The sequence below is a fragment of the Streptomyces sp. NBC_00005 genome (assembly GCF_045160215.1).
Taxonomy (GTDB): Bacteria; Actinomycetota; Actinomycetes; order Streptomycetales; family Streptomycetaceae; genus Streptomyces.
Genome location: NZ_CP108316.1, coordinates 7,530,836 through 7,553,473, shown reverse-complemented (window position 1 = coordinate 7,553,473; position 22,638 = coordinate 7,530,836). Strand labels below are relative to the sequence as shown.

Genomic DNA, 22,638 nt, shown 5'->3' with positions numbered 1-22,638 from the left:
AGGGCGGAGGCGCTCGGGTGGCACGCCGTACGCTGTCGCAGAGCTCAAACAGAAGGAGATCTTCCGTGCTGGTCCTGCTGCCTCCCTCCGAAGGCAAGGCCTCCTCCGGCCGTAGCGCCCCGCTGAAGCTGGAGTCGCTGTCGTTGCCGGGACTGACCCCCGCCCGCGAGGCCGTACTCGGCGAACTGGTCGAGCTGTGTGCCGGGGACGAGGAGAAGGCGCGGGAGGTGCTCGGGCTGAGCGAGGGTCTGCGGGGCGAGGTCGCGAAGAACACCGCGCTGCCGACTGCCGGGGCCCGGCCCGCCGGGGAGATCTACACGGGGGTGCTGTACGACGCCCTCGACCTGGCCTCTCTGGACGGTGCGGCGAAGAGGCGTGCGGCGCGTTCGCTGCTCGTCTTCTCCGGGTTGTGGGGTGCGGTGCGCATCAACGACCGCATCCCCTCCTACCGGTGCTCGATGGGCGTGAAGCTGCCCGGGCTCGGGGCGCTGGGCACGCACTGGCGGACGCCGATGGCGGACGTGCTGCCCGAGGCCGCCGGGGACGGACTGGTACTGGACCTGCGGTCCTCCGCGTACGCGTCCGCGTGGAAGCCGAAGGGCGAGGTCGCCGGGCGGACGGCGAGCGTACGGGTGCTGCACGCACCGACCCGCAAGGTCGTCAGCCACTTCAACAAGGCGACGAAGGGGCGGATCGTCCGGAGCCTGCTGGCGGTGGGCTCGGCGCCCAAGGGGCCGGCGGAGCTGGTGGAGGTGCTGCGGGAGCTCGGGTACGTGGTGGAGGTGGAGGTTCCGAAGGGGGCCGGGAAGGCCTGGACGCTGGATGTGCTGGTGGACGAGGTGCACTGACCACCACTCGGCCACTCGGCCACTCGATCACTTGACCACTCACGCATTGCAGCATGCGCAACGCCTTTTGCGCATGCTGCACACCGCAGGCACGATGACCCCATGACCTCGCCGCTGCCCGCGCCTCTCCCCGCGCCTCTCCCCGCCTCCCTCCTCGATCTCGCCCCCGTCGTGCCCGTCGTCGTCCTCGATGACGTCGCCGACGCCGTGCCGCTCGCGCGGGCGTTGGTCGCCGGTGGGCTGCCGGCGATCGAGGTGACGCTTCGGACGCCGGTCGCGCTGGAGGCGATCCGGGCGATCGCGGCCGAGGTGCCGGACGCCGTGGTCGGGGCGGGGACCGTCATCACGCCGGAGCAGGTGAAGGAGTCGGTGGCCGCCGGGGCCCGCTTCCTGGTCAGCCCGGGCTGGACGGACGTACTGCTGGAGGCGATGCGGGCGTCCGGGGTGCCGTTCCTGCCGGGGGTGTCGACCACCTCGGAGGTGGTGGCACTGCTGGAGCGCGGGGTGCGGGAGATGAAGTTCTTCCCGGCACAGGCGGCGGGCGGGACGGCGTATCTGAAGTCCCTTGCGGGGCCGTTGCCGCAGGCGCGGTTCTGTCCGACGGGCGGGATCGGTGCCGCGAACGCGCCCGAGTACCTCGGGCTGCCCAACGTCGGCTGTGTGGGCGGGACTTGGATGATCCCCGGGGATGCCGTCGCCGCCGGGGACTGGGTTCGGATCGAGGCGCTGGCGCGCGAGGCGGCGGCGCTCAGGGGATGACGTCGACGGCCCGCGTGCCGGTCAGCGCAGGTGAGACGTGTCGTTGAACAGCCGTACGCTCGCGTTGCCGTCCGCGTAGTAGGCCACCGCCGAGAGGGATGCGGCCGAGAGTTCCATGCGGAACAGGGACTCGGTCGGGGCTCCGAGGGCCAGTTGTACGAACGTCTTGATCGGCGTGACGTGGGTGACGAGGAGGACCGTGCGGCCCGCGTACGCCGCCACCAGCTTGTCCCGGGTGGCTGCGATACGGGTCGCGGTCGCGGCGAAACTCTCGCCGCCGCCGGTCGGTTGGGCCTCCGGGTTGCCCAGCCAGGTGTTCAGGTCGTCCGGATACTGCTCGCGCACCTCGGCGAACGTCAGCCCCTCCCAGGCGCCGAAGTCCGTCTCACGCAGCCCGTCCTCGACACTCACCTCGAGGCCGAGGTGCGCGGCGACGATGCCTGCGGTCTCGCGGGTGCGGGCGAGGGGCGACGCGACGATCGCCTGGATCGTGCCGCGCCGGGCCAGCGCGGCCCCGGCCCGCTCGGCCTGATCCCGGCCGACCTCGGACAGCGAGGGGTTGGTGCCACCGCTGCCCGAGAACCGCTTCTGCGGGGTCAGCGGAGTCTCACCGTGCCGCAGGAGTACGAAGGTCGCGGGTGCGCCCATGTCTGCGGGAGCCCAGCCGGGGGTTGCGACAGCGGTGGCGGCCCGCACATCGGCGTCGGCCTTCGCGGCCTGCACGTCAGCGTCGGCCTTGGCGGCCCGCACGTCCGCATCGCCCTTCGCCGCCCGGCCGTTCGCCAAAGCCGCCCGTGCTCGTGCCGCGCCCGCCGCCGCGTCTCCCGGCGGGCCCGACGGCTCGGGGGCCGCGGCCCGCGCGGTGCGCGCGTCCAGCTCCGCCGTGGATGCGGACGGCGACCACTGCTCGCCCCGCTTCCCGGCGTCCATCGCCTCGTTCGCGAGCCGGTCCGCGTGCTTGTTCTGCTCGCGCGGGATCCACTCGTACGTCACCTGGTCCGCCGGCAGGACGCGGGCCGCCTGCGTCGCCAGGGGCTTCATGTCGGGGTGCTTGATCTTCCAGCGGCCCGACATCTGCTCGACGACCAGCTTGGAGTCCATGCGGACGTGGACCTTGGCGGAGGGGTCCAGTTCGTGGGCGGCGCGCAGGCCCGCGAGCAGGCCGCGGTACTCGGCGACGTTGTTGGTGGCGACGCCGATGTACTCGGCCGCCTCCACCAGGGTCTCCCCCGTCGTCGCGTCGAGCACGACGGATCCGTAGCCCGCGGGGCCCGGGTTGCCCCGCGACCCGCCGTCCGCCTCGACGATGAACTCCCGCACGCGCAAAGCCCCTTACCGGTCCTTACGGACCCTTACCGGTCCCTGCGGACCCTTACAGACCCGACTCGGACGTACGCACCAGGATGCGGCGGCAGTTCTCGCAGCGCACCACCGTGTCGGGGGCGGCCGAGCGGATCTCGTTGATGTCGGTGATCGCCAGCTCCTGGCGGCAGCCCTGGCAGGTGCGCTGGTACAGCTTGGCCGCGCCGATGCCGCCCTGCTGCGCGCGCAGCTTGTCGTAGAGCTTGAGGAGGTCGGCGGGGATGGTGCCCGCGATGACCTCGCGCTCCTTCGTCACGGTGGCCACCTCGCCGTCGATCTCCTCGACCGCGGCGTCCCGGCGCGCGCTCGCGTCGTCGATCTTCGACTGGACGGAGGAGACCCGCCCGGTGAGCTCGACGACCCGCTCCTGCACGGACTCGATGCGCTCCATGACCTCCAGGACGACGTCCTCGAGGTCGCCCTGCCGCTTGGCGAGGGAGGCGATCTCGCGCTGGAGGTTCTCCAGGTCCTTGGGCGAGGTGACGGCACCGGAGTCCAGACGCTGCTGGTCGCGCACGGCGCGCTGGCGCACCTGGTCCACGTCCTGCTCGGCCTTGGTCTGCTCGCGGGCGGTGTCGCTCTCCTCGGTCTGCGCGGCCACCAGCAGGTCGCGCAGCTGCGTGAGGTCCTTGGTCAGCGACTCGATCTCGGCGTGCTCGGGCAGCGACCTGCGCCGGTGCGCGAGTTGCTGCAGGCGGACGTCGAGGGCCTGGACGTCGAGGAGTCGGATCTGGTCGGCGGGCGCGGCGTTCAGTTGGGGGCTCCCATTGCGCTAGAGGTCGGGTTGGACGCCGCGTGGGCGGTCCAGGGGTCGGTGACCGTCTTCGAGACGTGGACGCGCAGGCCCCATCCGTTGCGGTCGGAGATCTCGTCGAGCTGGGTTGCGGCCAGCTCGCACCAGGGCCACTCGGTGGCCCAGTGCGCCGCGTCGAGCAGCGCGAGGGGACTGTGGGACACGGCCTCGGAGGCCGGGTGGTGGCGCAGGTCCGAGGTGAGGAAGGCGTCGACACCGGATGCGCGTACGTCGTCGAAGAGGCTGTCGCCGGAGCCGCCGCTCACGGCGACCGTGCGGACGATCGCCTCGGGGTCGCCGGCGACGCGGATGCCCTGTGCGGTGGCGGGCAGCCGCTCGGCGGCGCGGGCGGCGAACTCGCGCAGCGGCAGCGGGTGGTCCAGCTCGCAGATGCGGCCCAGGCCGCGGCGGCCGGAGGGGTCGGTCGGGTCCGGCACCAGGGGGCGTACGACTCGCAGGTCGAGGGCGCCGGCGAGGGCGTCGGAGACACCGGGGTCCGCCGTGTCGGCGTTCGTGTGGGCCACGTGCAGCGCGATGTCGTTCTTGATGAGGGTGTGCACGACGCGGCCCTTGAAGGTGGAGGCCGCGACCGTCGTCGTACCGCGAAGGTAGAGCGGGTGGTGGGTGACCAGCAGGTCGGCGCCCAGCTTCACCGCCTCGTCGACGATCTCCCGCACGGGGTCGACCGCGAACAGGACCCGCGTGACCTCCTGGTCGGGTTCGCCCACGACGGTGCCGACCGCGTCCCAGGACTCGGCCCGCTCGGCGGGCCACAGCTTCTCCAGCGCGGTGATGACTTCAGACAGACGGGGCACGGTCAAAAGGCTACCTGGCTGATCTGTGCCGCTGAACCGATGCCCGATTCCGGGCACGACGATCCCGGCGCCGCCGGGTGCACCCCGGACCACGCCCAGCACACCCGTCCCCGTTTCCACAGGCGAATCGTTCCTGGGCCACCCTTATGTGTGAAGCAGGAGCTTCGTGGTCCCACGTGTGTGCGTGCGAAAACTAGCTTCGTCGCCGGAGGTGACCAGACCATGACGGCGTGTGCGATCGAGCCCGAGGCTGCCGCCGAGGACGGTGCCCCGCGATCGGGCTGCACCATCACCGCGGACGGTGCCTACGCCGCCCGGCTCGCGCTGGACGGCGACTCCTGGTTCCCGGAGCGCTGGACGCTGGACGGCCCCGAGCCGTACGCCGTGCCACTGCCCGGAAACCAGCCCGAGGAACCCGGCACCGAGGTGCAGCCGATGGGCGACGGGCGGGTCCTCATCTGCCGGCGGGCGGCCGGGCGGCACGTGTTCTCGCTGCTCTACCCGACCGGGCCCGACACCGGCGAGCTGCTGATCGGCGCGGTCGAGTGCCCGGACGAGGACACCCGGTTGCGGCTGCTGCCGCCCGCGCCGGGCGGCGAGAAGGCGTACGCCCTCGCGGTGGGCCGGCGGTCCAGCACGGTGTGGCTGGTGGCGGGCGGCGCCTTCGGGCCCGAGCACGTGGCGGAGATCCCGGGACGCTGCTCGGGCGGGGTGTGGCTGGACCGCACGGGGCGGATGCTGGTCCTCGACCGTGAGGTCGGCGGCCGGACCAAGGCGGTCGTGGTCGACCTGGAGCGGGCCGGCGAGGTCTCGCCCCTGCTGCAGATCGCCGACGGCAGCGACGACCGGCTGCTGCTCGCCGATCCGGACAGCGGTCTGCTGCTGATCCGCTCGGACGCGCCGTCGCCGGGCGAGGAGCGGCTGGGCTGGGGGGTGCTGGGCAGCACGCTGCCGGTGCGTTTCCCGGAGTGCCTGCGGCTGCCCGACTGTGCCGTCACCCCCTTCGCCATCCAGCCGGATCAGGTGCTGATGCCGGAGAGCTGCGGGGTGGCGCTGCGCTTCGAAGGGTCCGTCGGCAGCTGGGTGGGGCTGTGGCGCCCCGACCGGCGGCAGGTGCTCCATCTCCCGGCGCCCGAGGGGTGGTTGGCGGGCGCGGGGCTCTGGACCAGGGACGGGGTGCTCCAACTGCCGTACGCCACGGCCGAGGTGCCGTGCGGCGTGGCGCGGATGGTGGCGCCCCCGGGGGAGACGGGGGAATCGGGGGATCCGGGGGAATCAGGGGGCGCGGGCCCGGAGGGTCCGGTCTCGGAACCGGACCCTCCGGAGCCTGTCGCGCCGCGTCCCGTGCCCTTGCAGCAAGCGCCCTTGGGACGTCTTGTAACGAAGTAGTGGCGATGGGCGTGCCCGGCTGGATTCGCACGGAGGGTGGCCGGTTAAACTCGCCCGGCTGTTAGAAAGATCATGTTGACGGGGTGAATCCTTCCGATGAGCGACGCACGCACCATGCAGCCGCTGTCCGCCGAGTCCCAGGAAGACGCCGGCCAAGGCCGGCACCGGGGTCCGGTCTCGGTCCAAGACGGTGACTCGGCCCCTCGCGGCCGGCACCGCAAGCCGGCCGAGAACACCGAAGTGGCTGCCTGACGGTACACAGGAAAGGGGCCCGCACGTCACCGACGACGTGCGGGCCCCTTCCGTATGTCTGCGGGTTTGTCTGCGCGTATGTCTGCGCCCTCGCGTGTCCGTGCCCTCCCGTGCCTGAGCCCGCGTAAGTCCAAGTCGGCCTATGTCTGGGCCCGTTTGAGCCCCAGCACCTCCGCCGCTGCGAACGTCTCACCCGGCGGCCGCTCCGCGTAGTGCGGGCTGAGCAGGGCGTCGAGTTCGTCGTACGTGAAGGTGTCCTGCCTGCTGTCGAACCGGGCCCGCACCCGCGGCCGTTCGACGACCGCGACCATGCCGCCGTGCACGACGAGCAGTTGGCCGTTGACGCGGGCGGCGGCGGGTGAGGCCAAGTAGCCGACGAGCGGGGCGACATGCTCGGGGGCGAGGGGGTCGAGGCCCTGCGGCGACTGCTCGAAGCCGGCGAAGACGTCCTCGGTCATCCGGGTGCGGGCGCGCGGGCAGATCGCGTTGGCCGTCACGCCGTACTTGGCCAGGGCGAGGGCCGTGGAGGTGGTCAGGCCGACGATTCCGCCTTTCGCCGCCGCGTAGTTGGGCTGTCCGGCCGAGCCCGCGAGGAAGGCCTCCGACGACGTGTTCACGATCCGTCCGTAGACCTGCCCGCCGGTGGCCTTGGACCGCTCGCGCCAGTGCGCGGCCGCGAAGTGGGTCGTGTTGAAGTGGCCCTTGAGGTGGACCCGGATCACCGAGTCCCACTCGCCCTCGGTCATGGAGAAGACCATACGGTCGCGCAGGATGCCCGCGTTGTTGACCAGGATGTCCAGCTTGCCGAACTCCGTGATCGCCAACTCGACGAGTTCCCGGGCCTGTTGGAAGTCGGCGACGTCCCCGGTGTGGGCGACCGCGCGGCCGCCGGCCTTGCGGATCTCGGCGGCGACCTCCTCGGCGGGGGCCGCGGAGGCCTCCCCCGAGCCGTCCCGGCCCGGTTGCCCGAAGTCGTTGACGACGACGGCCGCGCCGAGCCGGGCGAGTTCGAGCGCCTCGGCCCGGCCCAGGCCGCGACCGGCACCGGTGACGACGGCGGACAGTCCCTCGAGTGGCAGCGACGGCAGCGACACGGACACCTCCCTCAGATCTCGATGCAGGTACGAAGGGCCGTACCGGTCCGCATCTGGTCCAGCGCCTCGTTGATCTCGCTCAACGGCACCCGGTGCGTGATCAGGCCCTCCAGGTCGATACGGCCCGCCCGCCACAGGGCGATGGTCCGCTCGTAGGAGCGCAGGACGTCGCCGCCGCCGTACAGCGACGGCAGGATCCGCTTCTCGTCGAAGAACAGCTCGAACATGTTGAGCTGCAGGAAGTCGTCCATGGCGCCCGCGCCGACGACGACGAGCGTGCCACCGCGCCGCGTGTTCTCGTACGCCGTGCGGGCGGTGGCCGCCTTGCCGACGACCTCGAAGACGTAGTCGAAGCCCTCGCCGGCGGTGACCTGTTGCTTGGCGTCGGGCAGTTCCTCCGGCGAGATCGCCTTCGTGGCACCGAACTTGAGGGCGGACTCGCGGCGTGAGGCGACCGGGTCGACGGCGACGATCTCGGCCGCGCCCCTGAGCCGCGCGCCCTGGATCGCGGAGATGCCGACGCCGCCGCAGCCGATGACGGCTACCGACGAACCGGCCTCCAGGTCCGCGGTGTTGAGCGCGGCGCCCAGGCCCGTGGTGACCCCGCAGCCGATCAGCGCGGCGATGTCGAAGGGCACGTCGTCGGGTATCGGCACCGCGCAGCCCGCGTCGACGACGACCTCCTCGGTGAAGGTGCCGGTGCCCGCGAAGCCGAAGACGTCCCCGCCCGGGCGCCGGAAGTTGGGGGTGCCGGCGTTCATGAACCCGGCCAGGCACAGTTCGGTCTGCCCGCGCTTGCAGGCCGGACAGGCGCCGCAAGCCGGCAGCCAGCACACGACGACCCGGTCGCCCTCCTTCAAGTGGCTGACGCCTTCGCCGACTTCGACGATCTCGCCCGCGCCCTCGTGCCCGGGCACGAACGGCGCCGGCTGCGGCAGCACCCCGCTCATCGCGGACAGGTCCGAGTGGCACAGCCCGGTGGCCCGCACCCGGATCCTCACCCTGCCGGGCCCGAAGCCCACCGCCTCGACGTCGTCGAAGACCTCCAGCTTGTCCTGACCGATCTCGTGCAGTACGGCTGCGCGCATGGTGCGGCTCCCCTCATGCGGTGGACTGTCCGTGGCTGTTGGGCTGTCGATGGGCTGACGGCGGTCCGTCTCAGGAGTGTTCGACGATCGTGTCGGCGAGGACGGGCACGTCGCCTCGCTCGGCGGCGCTCACGGCCACCCGCACGGTGCTGCCGTCCGGCTGCCACATGCGGATGCGCAGGGTCTCGCCGGGATACACGACCCCGGCGAACCGGGTGGTGTACGACCGCACCCGGGTCACGTCGCCGCCGAGCAGCGTGTCCACGACCGCCTTGAGCGTCATGCCGTAGGTGCACAGCCCGTGCAGGATGGGCCGTTCGAACCCGGCGACCTTGGCGAAGTCGGGGTCGGCGTGCAGCGGGTTCCAGTCGCCGGAGAGGCGGTAGAGCAGGGCCTGGTCCTCGCGGATCGCGCGCTCGACGGTGCGGTCGGGTGCACCGGTGGGCGGTTCGAGCCTGGCGGAGGGGCCGCGGTCGCCGCCCCAGCCGCCCTCGCCGCGTACGAAGATCTGGGCGTCGTTGGTCCACAGCGGTCCGTCGGCGTCGGCGACCTCGGTGCGCATGACGAGGACGGCCGCCTTGCCCTTGTCGTACACGGCGGCGATACGGCCGGTGGCGGTGGCCCTGCCCTCGACGGGGATCGGGCGGTGCAGGGTCAGCGACTGGCCGCCGTGCAGGACGCGGGCCAGGTCGACGTCGACGCCGGGCATGGACAGGCCGCTGATCACCTCGGGCGAGCCGGAGCCCGCGACGGTGGCGAAGCTCGGCAGGACGTGCAGCCGGGACTCCAGGGTGTAGCGCAGCTCGTCGGGGTCGGTGGCGGGGATTCCGGCTCCGACGCCGAGGTGGTAGAGCTGGACGTCCTTGCGGTCCCAGGTGATCTCGCCGGAACGGGGTTCGGCGGCGAGGGCCTTCGCTGCGTCGATGGGCATACGGCTCCTGATGGCTCAGTGGCTCAAGACCTCGGCGCGGCCGTCCGCACCGTCGGCCGCGACCGAGGTCGTCACGAGTGCCGATCCGGAAGGCGTTCCAAAGGCGTTCCAAAGCGATCCAGAAGGCGATCTAGAACGCGTTCCAGTCCGGCGCCCTCTGTATAACCCAGCGCCCGCCACTTGTGAAGGCTCCTGACGGGGTGTCAGGTCTTGGGTGCCGGGGCGCGGGTGGTGTCGGGGCGCGGGTGGGGGGCCGCGAGTATCAGGTCGCGGGGGTCGGGGCGCCGCACCGTGACATTTGTCCCGGCCGAGTCCGTACAAGCGCATCTGCCGGGCGGGCGCCCCCTCTCCGTAGCGTCGTGGCCATGACGAAGACGACTGGGACACCGCCCGCAGTGTCCTTCACGGGGGCGGTCAAGACCTTCGGCTCGGTGCGCGCCGTGGACGGTGTGGACCTGGACATCGCGCCCGGCGAGACCGTGGCCCTCCTCGGCCGCAACGGCGCCGGCAAGTCGACCACGATCTCGCTGCTGCTCGGCCTGAACGAGCCCGACGAGGGCACGGTGCGGCTCTTCGGCGCCGCGCCGGAGCAGTCGGTGCGGGCCGGGCGGGTCGGCGCCATGCTGCAGGAGGGGCGGGCGGTGCCGAGGGTCACCGTGCAGGAACTGGTGTCCTTCGTGGCCCGCCGCTACCCGGCGCCAATGCCGGTCGCGCGGGCCCTGCAGCTGGCCGGGATCGCCGAGCTGGCGGGGCGGCGCGTGGACCGGCTCTCCGGCGGTCAGACGCAGCGCGTGCGGTTCGCCGTCGCGCTCGCGGGCAACCCATCGGTGATCGTCCTGGACGAGCCGACCGCCGCCCTGGACGTGGAGGCGCGGCACGCCTTCTGGGCCTCGATGCGGACGTACGCCCGGCTCGGCCACACCATCCTGTTCTCCACCCACCACCTGGAGGAGGCGGACGCCTACGCCGACCGCATCCTCGTCATCGACCACGGCCGGATCGTCGCGGACGGCACCAGTGCGCAGCTCAAGCGGTCGGTGGGCGGCAGCCTGGTCGCCTTCGACCTGGCCGGTCGCGGCACCGAGGGCCTGGAGCTGCTTCCCGGCGTACGGTCGGTGGAGCTGCGCGGGGACCGGGCGCGGCTGCGCAGCGACGACCCGGACGCCACGGTGATCGCGCTCGCGGACCTGGGCGCGATACGCGGCCTCGAGGTCGCCCCGGCGTCGCTGGACGACGCGTTCCTCGCCCTCACCACCCGTGTGAAGGAGGCGGCGTGATGCGCAATCGCCCGCGCACTGGACCCTGCCGAAGCTCCGCCCCGGACCCCGGTCGGCCCGAAGGGCCTCGTCCTCCCACGCCGGACGGGCTGGATGGCCCCCTGTCACGGAGGCAGCGCAATGCTTGACTACCTGCGGCTCGAGGTGCGCCGGACCCTGCGTGACGTCGGTTTCGTCGTCGGTGGGGTCGCGATGCCGGTGCTGATGTACCTGCTGTTCACCAACCTCGGTGCGGACGACGGCAGTTGGAAGACCGGAGCGATGGTCGGCATGGCCGGGTACGGCGCCGTCGGCTCCGCCCTGAACACCGGCGGCGGGGTCGCCGAGGACCGGGCCATCGGCTGGCTGCGGCAGCTGAGGGTGACCCCGATGACCCCGCGCGAGGTCGTCGTCGGCCGGGCGCTGACCGGCTCGGTGACGGTGCTGCCGGCCATCCTCGCCGTGCTGGCGGCGGGCGGCCTGGTCAACGGCGTACGGCTGGACGCATGGCAGTGGGTGACGATCGCCGCGCTGCTGTGGCTGGGCTCGGTGCCCTTCACCCTGCTGGGCCTGGGCAACGGCTACCGGCTGACCGGGCAGACCACCGGCGTCGCGAACATGGCCTGCAACCTGGGCCTCGCGGTGCTCGGCGGCCTGTGGTTCCCGATCACCCTGTTCCCTCACTGGCTGCGCGTCCTGTCGGCATACACGCCCACGTACCGCTTCGCCCAGCTCGGCACGTCGGTCGCGGACGGCAACGCCCCGGCGCTCGGCGCGGTCCTGGTCATGACCCTCTGGCTGCTGGCTTTCGGTTCGTACGCTGTGGTGTCGTACCGACGGTCCGGCCGGACCGTCTGAACAGGGGAACGAGGGACATGTCCCGGACACGAGGAATCACCTGTCAGCTGGACGAGTGGCGTGCGGCACGAGTCCAGTGGAAAGCAGACATGGAGCGCTTCAAGGAGCAGCAGAAGGCCGCCCGCAAGAACGGAACGCTCCCCGAGCGCCCCGGCCCGCCGCCCACCGGATTCGCCCTGCTGCCCTGGCTGCTGATGGGGATGGGCTCCTTCTCCAACCTGCTCCAGGGCAAGACCCCCAACCCGTGGATCGGCGCCATGGGGCTGCTCATCTTCAACTCCCTCTTCATCTACGTGGCGTTCCGCGCGTTCAGGAAGCAGACACGAGAGGCGACCTCAACGCGGGTGGCGCTCGCGCTGATGGGCCTGGTGACCTGCGGTCTGGCCCTCGGGTACGGCGGCAACTGGCTGCTGTTCTTCCCCCTGCTGGGCCTCGCGGCGGGCGCGGCCCTGCGGATGCCCCAACTGCGCTGGGCCGGTGCGGCCCTGACCGTGCTGGCCGGTGCGGTCGCCGTCTACCGCGACGGCTGGGGCGGACTCGACACCGCGTACGCCACCTGGATCTCGACGATGGTGACGGCGGCGATCCTGTCCCTGTCCGAGGCGGTACGCGAACTGCAGGCGGCCCGCGAGAAGCTGGCCCAGCAGGCCGTGGAGAAGGAACGGCTGCGCTTCTCCCGCGACCTGCACGACCTGCTCGGGCACACCATGTCGGTGATCGTGGTGAAGTCGGAGGCGGCCCGGCGGCTGGCCCCGCGGAACCTGGACGCCGCGCTCACCCAGATCGCCGACATCGAGTCCGTCGGCCGCCAGGCGCTCACGGAGATCCGCGAGGCCGTGACCGGCTATCGCGAGGGCAGCCTCGCCACCGAGCTGGACCGGGCCAGCTCGGCCCTCTCCGCGGCGGCGGTCGACCCGGTGGTGGTCCGCTCGGGCGCGCCCCTCGCCCCGCAGACGGAGGCGCTTTTGGGCTGGGTGGTGCGGGAGGCGGTCACGAACGTCGTGCGGCACTCGGGCGCCACGCGCTGCGAGATCACCGTCAACAGCACGACCGAGCACGCCCGCCTCACGATCACCGACAACGGGGACGGCGAGCCGCGTTCGCCGTTTTCGCCGCCCTTGCCGGGCATCGGCGGCACCGGCCTCAAGGGGCTGACCGAACGCCTGGCGGCGGCCGGCGGCTCCCTGCAGGCCGGCCCGTCGGCGCGGGGCGGTTTCACGGTCGCCGCCGAACTCCCCGTGGAGCCGAGCGACCTGTCGGACGCGCCGTTGGCCACGGCGCCCGGGGCGAGCTGACGACCCGGCTCACGTCGTCCGTCCAGGACGTGGCGCTGTCGAAGGCGTTCGCGCACGATTCTTTTCATCAGCCCAGGCCACGCCCGCGCCCTACCCTTGACCCGTGAACGAGATGCCCCGGGATCACCGGCCGTCGAAGTGCGTGAGGGTCCTGCTCGCCGAGGACCAGGGAATGATGCGGGGCGCACTCGCCCTGCTGCTCGGTCTGGAGGCGGACCTGGAGGTTGTCGCCCAGGTCGGGGCGGGCGACGAGATCGTGGACGCCGCGCTGACCCACCGGCCGGACGTGGCCCTGCTGGACATCGAACTGCCGGGCATGAGCGGCCTGGACGCGGCGGCCGAACTGCGCGAGCAGGCCCCGGACTGCCGGGTGCTGATCCTCACCACCTTCGGGCGGCCCGGCTATCTGCGCCGCGCCATGGAGGCCGGAGCCGCCGGCTTCCTCGTGAAGGACGGTCCCGTCGAGGAGTTGGCCGTCGCGATCCGCCGGGTGCTGACCGGCGAGACGGTGATCGACCCCGCGCTCGCCGCCGCCGCGCTCAGTGCCGGACCCAGCCCGCTGACCGCCCGGGAGTGCGACGTCCTCAAGGCGTCCGTGGACGGCGCGACGGTCGCCGACATCGCCGCCAAGCTGCATCTGTCCGAGTCGACGGTCCGCAACTATCTCTCGTCCGCCATCGGCAAGACGGGCACCCGCAACCGCATGGAGGCGATGCGGGAAGCCCGTCAGCAGGGGTGGCTGTGACCGTCCCGCACGGTCGCCGCCCGCCCCGCCCCCGGGCCTACCCGGTCACCTCCGCGCTCAGGTAGGAGGTCCCCGACGGGGCCACGCACACGAACCAGTTGCCCCCCGCGAAGCCGGCGACCGGGCGGATCACATCCGTCCTGTCGACGGTGGAGTTCGCGGGGACCAGGCGGACCACGGTCGACGTGCCGTCCTTCCAGTGGCAGGTGAGTTCCTTTGCGGTCTTGGCGACCTCACCGATCACCAGATGGCCAAGGCCTGTCGTCGGCGAGAAGCGGGTCGCGATGTTCTCCATGTCGGTGCCCTTGAGGCGCTCGATCCGCTTGACCGTGTTGAACATGACCGGCTGGCTCTTTTCGTCGCCGTAGGTGCGCACGGCGAAGAACGAGGTCTTGCCGACCAGTTCGGCGGGCTTGTCGACGACGGGATCGCGATCTCGCCCGGCGAAGGCCGCGGACTGCCGTTCCGCCTCGGCCTGGTTGCGCGGCGCGCCCCAGACCTCGACGGTGACCTGCCACTCCTTGCCCTTGTAGGTCCCTTGGGCGACGGTGGTGACCTGCGGGTCGTACACATGCCGTTCCGCCGCCGTCGCCGGCGGCCGGGTGGCCACCGACGCCCCCCGATGCCCGTCCCCGCCACCCTGCAGCCCCGCGAGAGCCACCGTGCCCGTCGTCCCGACGATCGCCACAGCCGCCGCCGTCGCCAGCGCCCAGCGCCGGGCCCTGCGGCGCCGGCCTCCGCGGATCACCGCCTGGGTGGGGGCTATACCGATCTCGACCCCGTCCGCGGCGTCGGCCAGCAAGAGGGCGATGTCCCTGTCCGTCATGTCGTGGCTCGCTTCCCGGTCCGCGCTCATCACTTACGCCCTCCCCCGCTGGTCACCATGTCCGCCAGTCCCGGTATGGCGCGGAGTTTCGCGATCCCCTTGGCCGCGTTGCTCTTCACCGCGCCGACGGAACAGCCCATCGCCTCCGCCGTCTGTGTCTCGGTGAGGTCCTCCCAGTACCGAAGGACCACCGCCTCCCGCTGCCGCGTGGGCAGTTCGGCGAGCGCCTTCAGCAAGACACCCCGGTCGTCGGCCTGGGCGATGCGGTCACCGGTGTCGGCGATCTCGCGCACCAGCCCCGAGTCGTCCTTCGGCGCCAGGAACTCCCGCAGCCTCCTGCGGTGTTTGCGCGCATGCGCGTTGATCATCACGCGCCGTACATACGCCTCCGGGTCGTCCGCCGAGCCGACCCGGCGCCAGGCCACGTAGACCTGCTCGAGCGTCGACTGGACCAGGTCCTCCGCGGCGTGCTGTTCCCCCGTGAGGAGAAATGCCGTGCGCATCAGCCGCGGCCAGCGGCCGATGACAAAGCTCTGGAACTCCGTGTCCCGAGCCTCCTTGCGATCCCCCATGGGCACCTCCTAGATGTCTAAAGGAGTCCATGGGCAGCCCAGACCGTTGCCTCACTCCGCAGGGATTTTCCGCCGCCCCACTTCCGCCTCACCTCTCGGGGGCTCTCCGCGGCATCCGCCTCACCTCGCGGAGGTTCTCCGCGGCATCCGCCTCACTTCTCGGAGGTTCTCCGCGGCAGCCACACCAGCATCAGCAGCGCCCCCACGAGCAGCACCCCGGTGCCCGTCCGGAACACCAGCGCGTACCCCTCCGTAAGAGCGCCCGGAGTGTCGCTCCCCGCCGACCGCGAAGCCGCGATCGTCGACATCACCGCGAGCCCCAGCGAACCGCCCATCGTGCGCGAGGTGTTGACCAGTCCCGACACCAGCCCGGCCTCCCCGGGAGCCGCCCCCGACGTGGCGAGCGCGGCGAGCGGGGTTGCCGTGAGGCCCGCACCCAGCATCATCAGGATCCCCGGGAACATGATCTCCGTCAGATAGTCGCCCTCCGGCGTCATCATCGACTGCCAGCCGAAGCCCACCGCCGCCACGACCGTCCCGAGCGCGGCCACGTTGCGCGCGCCGAGCACCGGCATGAAGCGGGGCGCCGCCTTGGACCCGAGGAGCACCGCCAGCGAGCTCGGCACCAGCGCGAGCCCGGCGTCCAGCGGCGAGTAGCCGAGCACGTTCTGCGCGTACAGCGTCATGAAGAACCACATGCAGAACATCGCGGAGCCGCACAGGAACATGGCCGCGTTCGCCGACGACACGGCCCGCACCCGGAACAGCCCGAGCGGCATGAGCGGAGCCGCCGTGCGCGACTCGACGACCAGGAAGAGCGCGACCATCGCGAGCCCGACGGCCAGCGGCACGAGCGTGGCAGCCGCCGTCCACCCCTCCGCCTCCGTCTGCGAGATCCCGTACGCGAGGGTCGCAAGCCCGGCCGTCACCAGCACCGCACCCGGCAGATCGAGCCGCCGCCCGTCGCCGTTCCGGCTCTCCGCCAGCCACCGCGCCGCGCCGGCCAGCACGACCGCCCCGACCGGCACGTTGATCAGCAGCACCCACCGCCACGACAGCCCGTCCACCAGGGCCCCGCCGACCAGCCCGCCCGCGGCCCCGCCGCCCGCGCCCACCGCCGTCCACGTCGCTATGGCCCGCGCCCGCGCCGCGCCCTCCGGGACGGCCGAGGTCAGGATGGTGAGCGTCGACGGCGCGAGCACCGCCGCCCCCAGCCCCTGCACGGCCCGCGCCACCAGCAGCTGACCGCCCTCCTGCGCCAGCCCGCCGCCGAGCGAGGCCAGCGTGAACAGGGCGAGCCCCACCAGGAACATCCGCTTGCGCCCGTACAGGTCGCCGGCCCGTCCGCCGAGCAGCATGAAACCGGCGAAGGCGATCGCGTACGCGTTCACCACCCACTGCAGTCCCTGCGGGCTCAGCCCCAGGTCGGCCCGCATCGACGGCAACGCCACGTTGACGACCGACACGTCGAGCACGACCAGGAACTGTCCGGCACAGGCAAGCGCCACGACCAGCCACGTGGGCGGCACGGTGCGGCGGGTCGTCTTCCGGGTGACGTCGGTGGCTTCCAGCATGCCTGTCATGCTCTCAACCCGGTTACGCCCCTTGCATCGGGATTTCGCTCGGGATTTCGCCGCAGCCGTCCTCGGCCGGGGGACCTAGGGCCTGCCCGGCTCCCCGTCCCGCCACTGGCCCGCTACTGCCCCGCTACTGGGGTTCACGGGCCCGGGCAGGCCCTGACGGTGACTCAGATTCCCATGACCAGGTCAAGAATTGATTAGAGACCCGAAGCAACGGAATAGTTGCCTGTGCATACGAGGTTTACCGAGCACTTATCTCACGGGAGGCCTCACTCAATGACGCACACGACGACCGACCAGCCCGCGCGGGGAGCCGGCGGGGCCGTGGTCCCGGTGCTCGCCTTCGCGGGCATCGTTGTCGCGGTGATGCAGACCCTGCTCGTCCCGGTCATCAAGGACCTGCCGCAGCTGCTGGGCACCGCGCCCAGCAACGCCACCTGGGTCCTGACCTCGACGCTGCTCTCGGGCGCCGTGGCCACGCCGATCATGGGCCGCCTCGGTGACCTCTACGGAAAGCGGCGCATGCTGATCTTCAGCCTCGCCGTGATGGTGGTCGGCGCCCTGATCAGCGCCCTCACCAGCGAACTGCTCACGATGATCGCCGGCCGTGCGCTCCAGGGCTTCGCGATGGGCGCCATCCCGCTCGGCATCGGCCTGATGCGCGACATGCTGCCGCGCGAGAAGCTCGGCTCGGCCATGGCCCTGATGAGCTCCTCGATCGGCGTCGGCGGCGGGCTCGCCCTGCCGCTCGCGGCCGTGATCGCCCAGCACGCGGACTGGCACGCGCTCTTCTACGTCGCCGCGGGCCTCGGCGCCCTCGCGATCGTCCTCACCCTCCTCGTCGTACCGGAATCCCCGATGCGCGCCGAGGGCTCCTTCGACGTCCTGGGCGCGATAGGCCTGTCCGTCGGTCTCGTCCTCTTCCTCCTCCCGATCACCAAGGGCAGCGACTGGGGCTGGACGTCCGGCACCACGCTCGGTCTGTTCGCCGCGTCGGCCGTCGTCCTCGTCCTGTGGGGCGTGATGGAACTGCGCCTCAAGGCCCCGCTGGTGGACCTGCGCACCACGGCCCGTCCGGCCGTCCTCTTCACCAACCTCGCGTCGATCATGGTCGGTGTCTCCTTCTACGTCGTCTCCCTCGTCCTTCCCCAGCTGCTCCAGCTGCCGAAGGCCACCGGCTACGGCCTCGGCCAGTCGATGGTCGTAGCGGGCCTGCTCGTGGCCCCGCTGGGCCTGACGATGATGCTCACGGCGCCGGTCTACGCCCGCCTGTCCGCGAAGTACGGCCCGAAGGTCACCCTGATCCTCGGCATGCTGATCATCGCGATCGGCTACGGCGCAGGGCTCGGCCTGATGAGCGCCGCCTGGCAGAGCCTCGTCATCGCGGTCGTCCTCGGTGCCGGCATCGGCCTCGCCTACTCCTCGCTGCCCGCGCTGATCGTCGGCGCGGTCCCGGCCTCGGAGACGGGCGCGGCCAACGGCCTCAACACGCTGATGCGTTCCATCGGTACGTCGGTGTCGAGCGCCGTCATCGGCATGGTGCTGGCGAACACCGCGAACAACGTCGGCGGCGTCGAGATCCCGACCATGCACGGCTTCCGGGTCTCCTTCCTGATCGCCACCGGCGCGGTCGCCATCGGCCTGCTGATGGCGCTGTTCCTGCCGAAGGCGAACCGTGCGCCGCAGCTGCGCGCGAGCAGCGAGGAGGAAGCGGGCATCGCACGCGCCGAGGAGGCCCTGCGCGGCTTCCGCGGCCGTGTCCTGGACGCCGCGGGCACCCCGGTCGCCCGCGCCAAGGTCACGCTGATCGACCGGCGCGGCCGGCAGGCGGGCGCGACGCTCTCCGACGAGGACGGCGGCTACGTCCTCGCCGTACCGTCCCAGGGCGCGTACGTCCTCGCCGCGCGAGCCGCGGGCCACGGTCCGCTGGCCTCCTCGGCGACGCACGGCGGCGAGGAGCGTCCGGTGGACCTGGACCTCTCCCTGCCCGGCGAGACCGTCACGGCCTGAGAGCCACAACGATCAACTGAGAGCCACGCCACCCGCACCCCCCGTCGCCCGTCGGCAGGGGGTGCGGCAGCATGGGCGGCCGGATACGCCCATACGACCGAAAGGACCCCCATGCCCGCGGCACCCAAGCCGGAGATCCTGGCCGCGTTCGAGGCCGCGAAGGGCTTCATGCCCGTCGACGAGGGGCTCGCGCTGTACGCGGCCGCCGTCGAGGCGGGCGCGCTCGGGCTGCCCCTGCTGGAGGTCGGCACGTACTGCGGCCGCTCCGCGATCCTGCTCGCCGACGCGGCCCGCGAGTCCGGCGTCACCGCGCTGACCCTCGACCACCACCGCGGTAGCGAGGAGCAGCAGCCGGGCTGGGACTTCCACGACCCGGAGACGGTCGACCCCGAGATCGGCCTGATGGACACGCTGCCCACCTTCCGGCGCACGCTGCACCGCGCCGGCCTCGAGGAGCACGTGGTGGCGCTGGTCGGCCGCTCACCGCAGATCGCGAAGTTCTGGCGCACGCCCCTCGGCCTGGTCTTCATCGACGGCGGCCACACCGACGAACACGCGAGCGCGGACTACGAGGGCTGGGCGCCCCACGTCGCCGTGGGCGGTCTGCTCCTGATCCACGACGTCTTCCCGGACCCGAAGGACGAGTTCACCGGACAGGCCCCGTACCGCGTCTACCTCCGGGCCCTGGAGTCCGGAGCCTTCACGGAGATCTCGGTGACCGACTCGCTGCGCGTACTGCGGCGAACGGGCACAGGGATCTGAGGGCCCGGTTAGAGTCGCTGACGTGTCGTACGTAGGCCCGGACTTCGATCCCCCCCAGCCCCGCCGCCCCCGCCGCCGTCCCCTCACCGTCGCGGTCGCCGCGCTCGTGCCGGGCGCCCTGCTCGGGTGGCTCGTCTACGAGATGGTGGGTGGGACAGGCGACGGAGGCGGCGCGGACAAGGCGACCGTACAGACGTCCGCGTCGGCGACGTCCAGTGCTCCCGCCTCCTCCGCCTCCTCTCCCGCCGACGACGGCAAGCAGCCGAGCCCGACGTCCTCCCTGGCCTCCCCCACCTCTTCGGCGCCCGCAGCCTCCGGCCCCCTCAAGGGCAAGGTCGTCGTCATCGACCCGGGGCACAACCCGGGCAACTTCCGGCACACGTCCGAGATCAACCGCAAGGTGGACATCGGAACGAACTGGAAGGAGTGCGACACAACGGGCACGTCCACCAACGCGGGTTACACGGAAGCCCAGTTCACGCTGGACGTGTCCCACCGGCTGAAGACGCTCCTCGAAAAGCAGGGCGCCACCGTCAAGTTGACCCACGACAACGGCTCACCGGCCTGGGGCCCGTGCGTGGACGAGCGTGCGGAGATCGGCAACAAGGCCCACGCCGACGCCGCGATCTCCATCCACGCGGACGGCTCCGCGGTCGGCAACCGCGGCTTCCACGTCATCCTGCCGGGCTCGGTCCACGCACGCGCCGCGGACACCCGCCGCATCGTCGCCCCCTCCGCCGAACTCGGCGAGCGCATCGCGGGCAACTTCGTCCGCGCGACCGGCGAAGCTCCGTCCAACTACATCGGCGACGGCACCGGTCTCGTCACGCGTAAGGACCTGGGCGGTCTCAATCTGTCAACGGTTCCCAAGGTGTTCATCGAGTGCGGCAACATGCGCGATAGCAAGGACGCAGCACTGCTCACCAGCGGTGCGTGGCGACAGAAGGCCGCGCAAGGAATCTCTGAGGGAATCGTGAGTTTCCTGCGCACTTCGTGATCGACGGGCAGATCCCGGCGGACACCCTGGTCGGGCGGACGATAGGGTCTACCGACGACGAGACGACCTACGAAGGAACGTTGAAGTGAATATCCGCTCCCTCACTCGAGGCGACGGCGTGGTGATCGGGGCAGCGGTATTGCTGTTCATCGCGTCGTTCCTCGACAACTACTCGTACGACGGCGTGCCCGACAGCATCGACCTCCCGAACCTCTGGGAGAGCGGACCGGTCCTGCTCAGTGTCGTCCTCGCGGGCATCATCGCGGCCGCGCTCGTCGTCGTGGCCCGCGCCCTGCCGCAGCCCCGCAAGGTTGCGGGTCTGGAAATCGGCGCCTTCGGTGTCGCCTTCGCGGTCTTCGCCGCGTGGAGCGCCCTCGGCAACGTCATCGACCCGGCGGGCGGTGGGGACAACCTCGGCAGCACCAACGACGGACCGAGCGCCGGCACCGGCCTGATCCTCGCCCTCGTCGCCACCCTGGTCATGGCCGCCGCCGCCATCGCCACCCCCCTGGTCCCCGCCCTCCAGGCCGCCCTGATCCCCGCCCCCAAGCCCGCCGTCGCCCCCCAGCCCTACGGCGCCCAGCCCCCCGGTGGCTACGGCTACCCGGGTGCGCAGCCGCAGCCGTACGGTGGGCAGCCGCAGCCGGGGCAGCCCTACGGTGCCCAGCCGCAGCAGGCACAGCAGCCTCAGCAGGCGGCGCCGGCCGGTGGGGACTTCTCGCCGTTCTGGTTCGCCGTTCCGGTGCAGCGGCCGCTGTTCGCGGAGGACGGTTCGCCCACGCCGATCGCCGAACTCGCGCCCGGCACCTGGTACCTGGCCGTCGAGCAGCGCGGTCCGGGTCTGGTCGCCCAGACGCAGGACGGCCGTCGTGGCGTACTGCAGGACACGTCGGGGATCCAGCGCGGCTGAGCCCCCTGAGTCGTAGAACCGTGCGCGGCCCCTCGCCCTTCCGGGTGGGGGGCCGTTGCCGTACAGTCGCCGCCAGCCGGCGAGTTGACGTACCGTCAGGACTTCAGTGGAGGGGGCGCCATGCGGCTCGGTCTCGCACTCGGTTACTGGGGGCGCGGCCCCAACACGGACCAGATGTCGCACGTGCTGGAGGCGGAGCGGCTGGGCTACCACTCGGTGTGGACGGCGGAGTCGTGGGGTTCGGACGTGTTCACGCCGCTCGCCTGGATCGCGGCGCAGACGTCGAGGATCAAGCTGGGGACGGCCGTCGCGCAGATGGCGGCCCGGTCGCCGACGACGACGGCGATGCACGCGCTCACCCTGGACCATCTCTCCGGCGGCCGCATGATGCTCGGCCTCGGGCTCTCGGGGCCGCAGGTCGTCGAGGGCTGGTACGGGCGGCCGTTCCCCAAGTCGCCGCTCACCGCGACCCGCGAGTACGTGGATGTCGTACGGCAGGTGTTCACCCGTGAGGCGCCCGTGGAACTCGACGGGCGTTTCCACCCCCACCCCTACCGTGGCCCGGACTCCACCGGACTCGGCAAGCCGCTCAAGCCGATCATTCATCCCCTGCGCCCCGACCTGCCGATCCTGCTCGGCGCGGAAGGGCCGAAGAACGTCGCGCAGACGATCCGAATCGCGGACGGGTGGCTGCCGTTGTACTGGTCGCCGAGCCGTCCCGAGGTGTACGGGGAGGCGATGAGCGATCTCCCGGAGGGGTTCCTGGTCGCGCCCATGACGCAGGTGCGGGTGTGCGAGAAGGTCTCCGACGGACTCCTCCCCGTCAAGGCGATGCTCGGCTTCTACATCGGCGGCATGGGCCACGCGACCCGCAACTTCCACGCCGACCTGATGGCGCGCATGGGGTACGAGGAGGAGGCGCGGCGGATCCAGCAGCTGTTCATGGACGGCCGCCGCCAGGAGGCGATCATGGCCGTGCCGGACGCCTTCGCCGACGAGATCTCCCTGGTCGGGCCACGCGAACGGATCGCGGAGCGGCTGGAGTTGTGGCGGAAGGGGCCGGTGACGGATCTGCTCGCCCTCTCCCCGGACCCACGGTCGCTGCGGGCGCTGGCCGAGCTCAACTCCTGACGGAAACCCGAGGGAACTCGTTCGGGTTTCATCCAGCGTTCGGCGGCAATCCGCAGAGTATGTCTCGATACAGCAGCGGCAATCGGGCCGGGGCGGTCATAGCGATCGTCGCCGACATCATGGCCCTCATCCTGGGCCTGTGGATCCTGATGTACCTGTTGGACGCCAACCGTGCCAACGACCTGGTTCAGTTCGTCCACAACGCGGCCAACTGGCTGGCCGGCTGGTCGCGTGACCTGTTCACCTTCGACAAGGCCTGGGCCCGCGTGATCGCAGGTTACGGCCTGGCAGCGGTGGTCTACCTGTTCGTCGGCCACGCGATCGCCGGACGGATGACGCGGCACTGAGCCGTGCCGATCCGTTGA

22 protein-coding genes are annotated in these 22,638 nt (G+C 71.7%); 13 read left to right on the top strand and 9 right to left on the bottom strand.

What is annotated here, in order from left to right:
- The first annotated feature begins 65 nt into the window (after positions 1–65).
- Entirely contained in the window at positions 66–848 is a 783-nt protein-coding gene (gene yaaA, locus OG303_RS34650; RefSeq protein WP_405873410.1) for a peroxide stress protein YaaA, read from the top strand.
- Positions 849–950: 102 nt separating this feature from the next.
- Positions 951–1,607, top strand: a complete 657-nt coding sequence (gene eda, locus OG303_RS34645) for a bifunctional 4-hydroxy-2-oxoglutarate aldolase/2-dehydro-3-deoxy-phosphogluconate aldolase (protein WP_405873408.1) — start codon at positions 951–953, stop codon at positions 1,605–1,607.
- 21 nt (positions 1,608–1,628) lie between these two features.
- On the opposite strand, the gene OG303_RS34640 is transcribed toward eda, so the two are convergent.
- From OG303_RS34640 to OG303_RS34630, 3 genes are read right to left on the bottom strand one after another with little or no spacing between them, the layout of a single operon-like run.
- The gene (locus OG303_RS34640) at positions 1,629–2,927 is read right to left on the bottom strand and encodes a bifunctional RNase H/acid phosphatase (protein WP_405873407.1); all 1,299 of its coding nucleotides are present in this window, start codon (positions 2,925–2,927) and stop codon (positions 1,629–1,631) included.
- Positions 2,928–2,979: 52 nt separating this feature from the next.
- The gene (locus tag OG303_RS34635) at positions 2,980–3,723 is read right to left on the bottom strand and encodes a zinc ribbon domain-containing protein (RefSeq protein WP_405877638.1); all 744 of its coding nucleotides are present in this window, start codon (positions 3,721–3,723) and stop codon (positions 2,980–2,982) included.
- Entirely contained in the window at positions 3,720–4,577 is an 858-nt protein-coding gene (locus OG303_RS34630) for a Nif3-like dinuclear metal center hexameric protein (protein WP_405873406.1), read from the bottom strand. Before OG303_RS34630 ends, OG303_RS34635 begins: the two co-directional genes overlap by 4 nt.
- Positions 4,578–4,799: 222 nt before the next feature.
- Between OG303_RS34630 and OG303_RS34625 the strand changes: the two genes are divergently transcribed.
- Positions 4,800–5,966 (top strand): hypothetical protein, encoded by a 1,167-nt coding sequence (locus OG303_RS34625; RefSeq protein WP_405873404.1) that lies wholly within the window; start codon positions 4,800–4,802, stop codon positions 5,964–5,966.
- Positions 5,967–6,358: 392 nt separating this feature from the next.
- On the opposite strand, the gene OG303_RS34620 is transcribed toward OG303_RS34625, so the two are convergent.
- The 3 genes from OG303_RS34620 to OG303_RS34610 form a co-directional block, all read right to left on the bottom strand.
- Positions 6,359–7,312, bottom strand: coding sequence for a 3-oxoacyl-ACP reductase (locus OG303_RS34620; protein WP_405873403.1), 954 nt, complete (start codon positions 7,310–7,312; stop codon positions 6,359–6,361).
- Between the two features lie 11 nt (positions 7,313–7,323).
- Positions 7,324–8,400: a Zn-dependent alcohol dehydrogenase gene (locus OG303_RS34615; RefSeq protein WP_405873402.1), complete on the bottom strand. Its 1,077-nt coding sequence runs from the start codon at positions 8,398–8,400 to the stop codon at positions 7,324–7,326.
- A 70-nt stretch (positions 8,401–8,470) separates the two neighbouring features.
- On the bottom strand, positions 8,471–9,331 hold the full coding sequence (locus OG303_RS34610; RefSeq protein ID WP_405873401.1) for a MaoC/PaaZ C-terminal domain-containing protein: 861 nt from the start codon (positions 9,329–9,331) through the stop codon (positions 8,471–8,473).
- Between the two features lie 365 nt (positions 9,332–9,696).
- On the opposite strand from OG303_RS34610, the gene OG303_RS34605 reads away from it, so the two are divergent.
- From OG303_RS34605 to OG303_RS34590, 4 genes are all read left to right on the top strand, one after another.
- Entirely contained in the window at positions 9,697–10,608 is a 912-nt protein-coding gene (locus tag OG303_RS34605) for an ABC transporter ATP-binding protein (RefSeq protein WP_405873399.1), read from the top strand.
- A gap of 120 nt (positions 10,609–10,728) precedes the next feature.
- Positions 10,729–11,445 carry an ABC transporter permease gene (locus tag OG303_RS34600; RefSeq protein ID WP_405873397.1) on the top strand — a complete coding sequence of 239 codons (717 nt, stop codon included), beginning with the start codon at positions 10,729–10,731 and terminating at the stop codon, positions 11,443–11,445.
- A 17-nt stretch (positions 11,446–11,462) separates the two neighbouring features.
- The gene (locus OG303_RS34595; RefSeq protein ID WP_405873396.1) at positions 11,463–12,740 is read left to right on the top strand and encodes a sensor histidine kinase; all 1,278 of its coding nucleotides are present in this window, start codon (positions 11,463–11,465) and stop codon (positions 12,738–12,740) included.
- Positions 12,741–12,852: 112 nt separating this feature from the next.
- Positions 12,853–13,485: a response regulator gene (locus OG303_RS34590; protein ID WP_405877636.1), complete on the top strand. Its 633-nt coding sequence runs from the start codon at positions 12,853–12,855 to the stop codon at positions 13,483–13,485.
- Between the two features lie 37 nt (positions 13,486–13,522).
- Here OG303_RS34590 and OG303_RS34585 read toward each other — a convergent pair whose 3' ends face one another.
- The 3 genes from OG303_RS34585 to OG303_RS34575 form a co-directional block, all read right to left on the bottom strand.
- Positions 13,523–14,341: a hypothetical protein gene (locus tag OG303_RS34585; protein ID WP_405873395.1), complete on the bottom strand. Its 819-nt coding sequence runs from the start codon at positions 14,339–14,341 to the stop codon at positions 13,523–13,525.
- On the bottom strand, positions 14,341–14,883 hold the full coding sequence (locus tag OG303_RS34580; protein WP_405873393.1) for a SigE family RNA polymerase sigma factor: 543 nt from the start codon (positions 14,881–14,883) through the stop codon (positions 14,341–14,343). The genes OG303_RS34585 and OG303_RS34580 overlap by 1 nt, the downstream gene beginning before the upstream one ends.
- Before the next feature lie 152 nt (positions 14,884–15,035).
- On the bottom strand, positions 15,036–16,466 hold the full coding sequence (locus OG303_RS34575) for an MFS transporter (protein WP_405873392.1): 1,431 nt from the start codon (positions 16,464–16,466) through the stop codon (positions 15,036–15,038).
- A gap of 273 nt (positions 16,467–16,739) precedes the next feature.
- Here OG303_RS34575 and OG303_RS34570 point away from each other — a divergent pair, with 273 nt between their 5' ends.
- From OG303_RS34570 to OG303_RS34545, 6 genes are all read left to right on the top strand, one after another.
- Positions 16,740–18,473 carry an MFS transporter gene (locus OG303_RS34570; RefSeq protein ID WP_405873390.1) on the top strand — a complete coding sequence of 578 codons (1,734 nt, stop codon included), beginning with the start codon at positions 16,740–16,742 and terminating at the stop codon, positions 18,471–18,473.
- 111 nt (positions 18,474–18,584) lie between these two features.
- Entirely contained in the window at positions 18,585–19,235 is a 651-nt protein-coding gene (locus tag OG303_RS34565; protein WP_405873388.1) for a class I SAM-dependent methyltransferase, read from the top strand.
- A 22-nt stretch (positions 19,236–19,257) separates the two neighbouring features.
- Positions 19,258–20,232 (top strand): N-acetylmuramoyl-L-alanine amidase, encoded by a 975-nt coding sequence (locus tag OG303_RS34560; protein WP_405873387.1) that lies wholly within the window; start codon positions 19,258–19,260, stop codon positions 20,230–20,232.
- Between the two features lie 85 nt (positions 20,233–20,317).
- Entirely contained in the window at positions 20,318–21,142 is an 825-nt protein-coding gene (locus tag OG303_RS34555) for a DUF5336 domain-containing protein (protein WP_405873385.1), read from the top strand.
- 120 nt (positions 21,143–21,262) lie between these two features.
- Positions 21,263–22,273 carry an LLM class F420-dependent oxidoreductase gene (locus OG303_RS34550; RefSeq protein ID WP_405873384.1) on the top strand — a complete coding sequence of 337 codons (1,011 nt, stop codon included), beginning with the start codon at positions 21,263–21,265 and terminating at the stop codon, positions 22,271–22,273.
- A gap of 59 nt (positions 22,274–22,332) precedes the next feature.
- Positions 22,333–22,620 (top strand): hypothetical protein, encoded by a 288-nt coding sequence (locus tag OG303_RS34545; protein ID WP_405873382.1) that lies wholly within the window; start codon positions 22,333–22,335, stop codon positions 22,618–22,620.
- Positions 22,621–22,638 lie beyond the last annotated feature (18 nt).

Bases quoted from the DNA above. Each gene is read 5' to 3' on its own strand.
- OG303_RS34610 (WP_405873401.1), bottom strand. From the start codon at position 9,331: ATGCCCATCGACGCAGCGAAGGCCCTCGCCGCCGAACCCCGTTCCGGC.
- OG303_RS34615 (WP_405873402.1), bottom strand. From the start codon at position 8,400: ATGCGCGCAGCCGTACTGCACGAGATCGGTCAGGACAAGCTGGAGGTC.
- OG303_RS34575 (WP_405873392.1), bottom strand. From the start codon at position 16,466: ATGACAGGCATGCTGGAAGCCACCGACGTCACCCGGAAGACGACCCGC.
- OG303_RS34550 (WP_405873384.1), top strand. From the start codon at position 21,263: ATGCGGCTCGGTCTCGCACTCGGTTACTGGGGGCGCGGCCCCAACACG.
- OG303_RS34585 (WP_405873395.1), bottom strand. From the start codon at position 14,341: ATGAGCGCGGACCGGGAAGCGAGCCACGACATGACGGACAGGGACATC.
- OG303_RS34580 (WP_405873393.1), bottom strand. From the start codon at position 14,883: ATGGGGGATCGCAAGGAGGCTCGGGACACGGAGTTCCAGAGCTTTGTC.
- eda (WP_405873408.1), top strand. From the start codon at position 951: ATGACCTCGCCGCTGCCCGCGCCTCTCCCCGCGCCTCTCCCCGCCTCC.
- OG303_RS34625 (WP_405873404.1), top strand. From the start codon at position 4,800: ATGACGGCGTGTGCGATCGAGCCCGAGGCTGCCGCCGAGGACGGTGCC.
- OG303_RS34595 (WP_405873396.1), top strand. From the start codon at position 11,463: ATGTCCCGGACACGAGGAATCACCTGTCAGCTGGACGAGTGGCGTGCG.
- OG303_RS34600 (WP_405873397.1), top strand. From the start codon at position 10,729: ATGCTTGACTACCTGCGGCTCGAGGTGCGCCGGACCCTGCGTGACGTC.
- OG303_RS34590 (WP_405877636.1), top strand. From the start codon at position 12,853: ATGCCCCGGGATCACCGGCCGTCGAAGTGCGTGAGGGTCCTGCTCGCC.
- OG303_RS34545 (WP_405873382.1), top strand. From the start codon at position 22,333: ATGTCTCGATACAGCAGCGGCAATCGGGCCGGGGCGGTCATAGCGATC.
- OG303_RS34565 (WP_405873388.1), top strand. From the start codon at position 18,585: ATGCCCGCGGCACCCAAGCCGGAGATCCTGGCCGCGTTCGAGGCCGCG.
- OG303_RS34570 (WP_405873390.1), top strand. From the start codon at position 16,740: ATGACGCACACGACGACCGACCAGCCCGCGCGGGGAGCCGGCGGGGCC.
- OG303_RS34605 (WP_405873399.1), top strand. From the start codon at position 9,697: ATGACGAAGACGACTGGGACACCGCCCGCAGTGTCCTTCACGGGGGCG.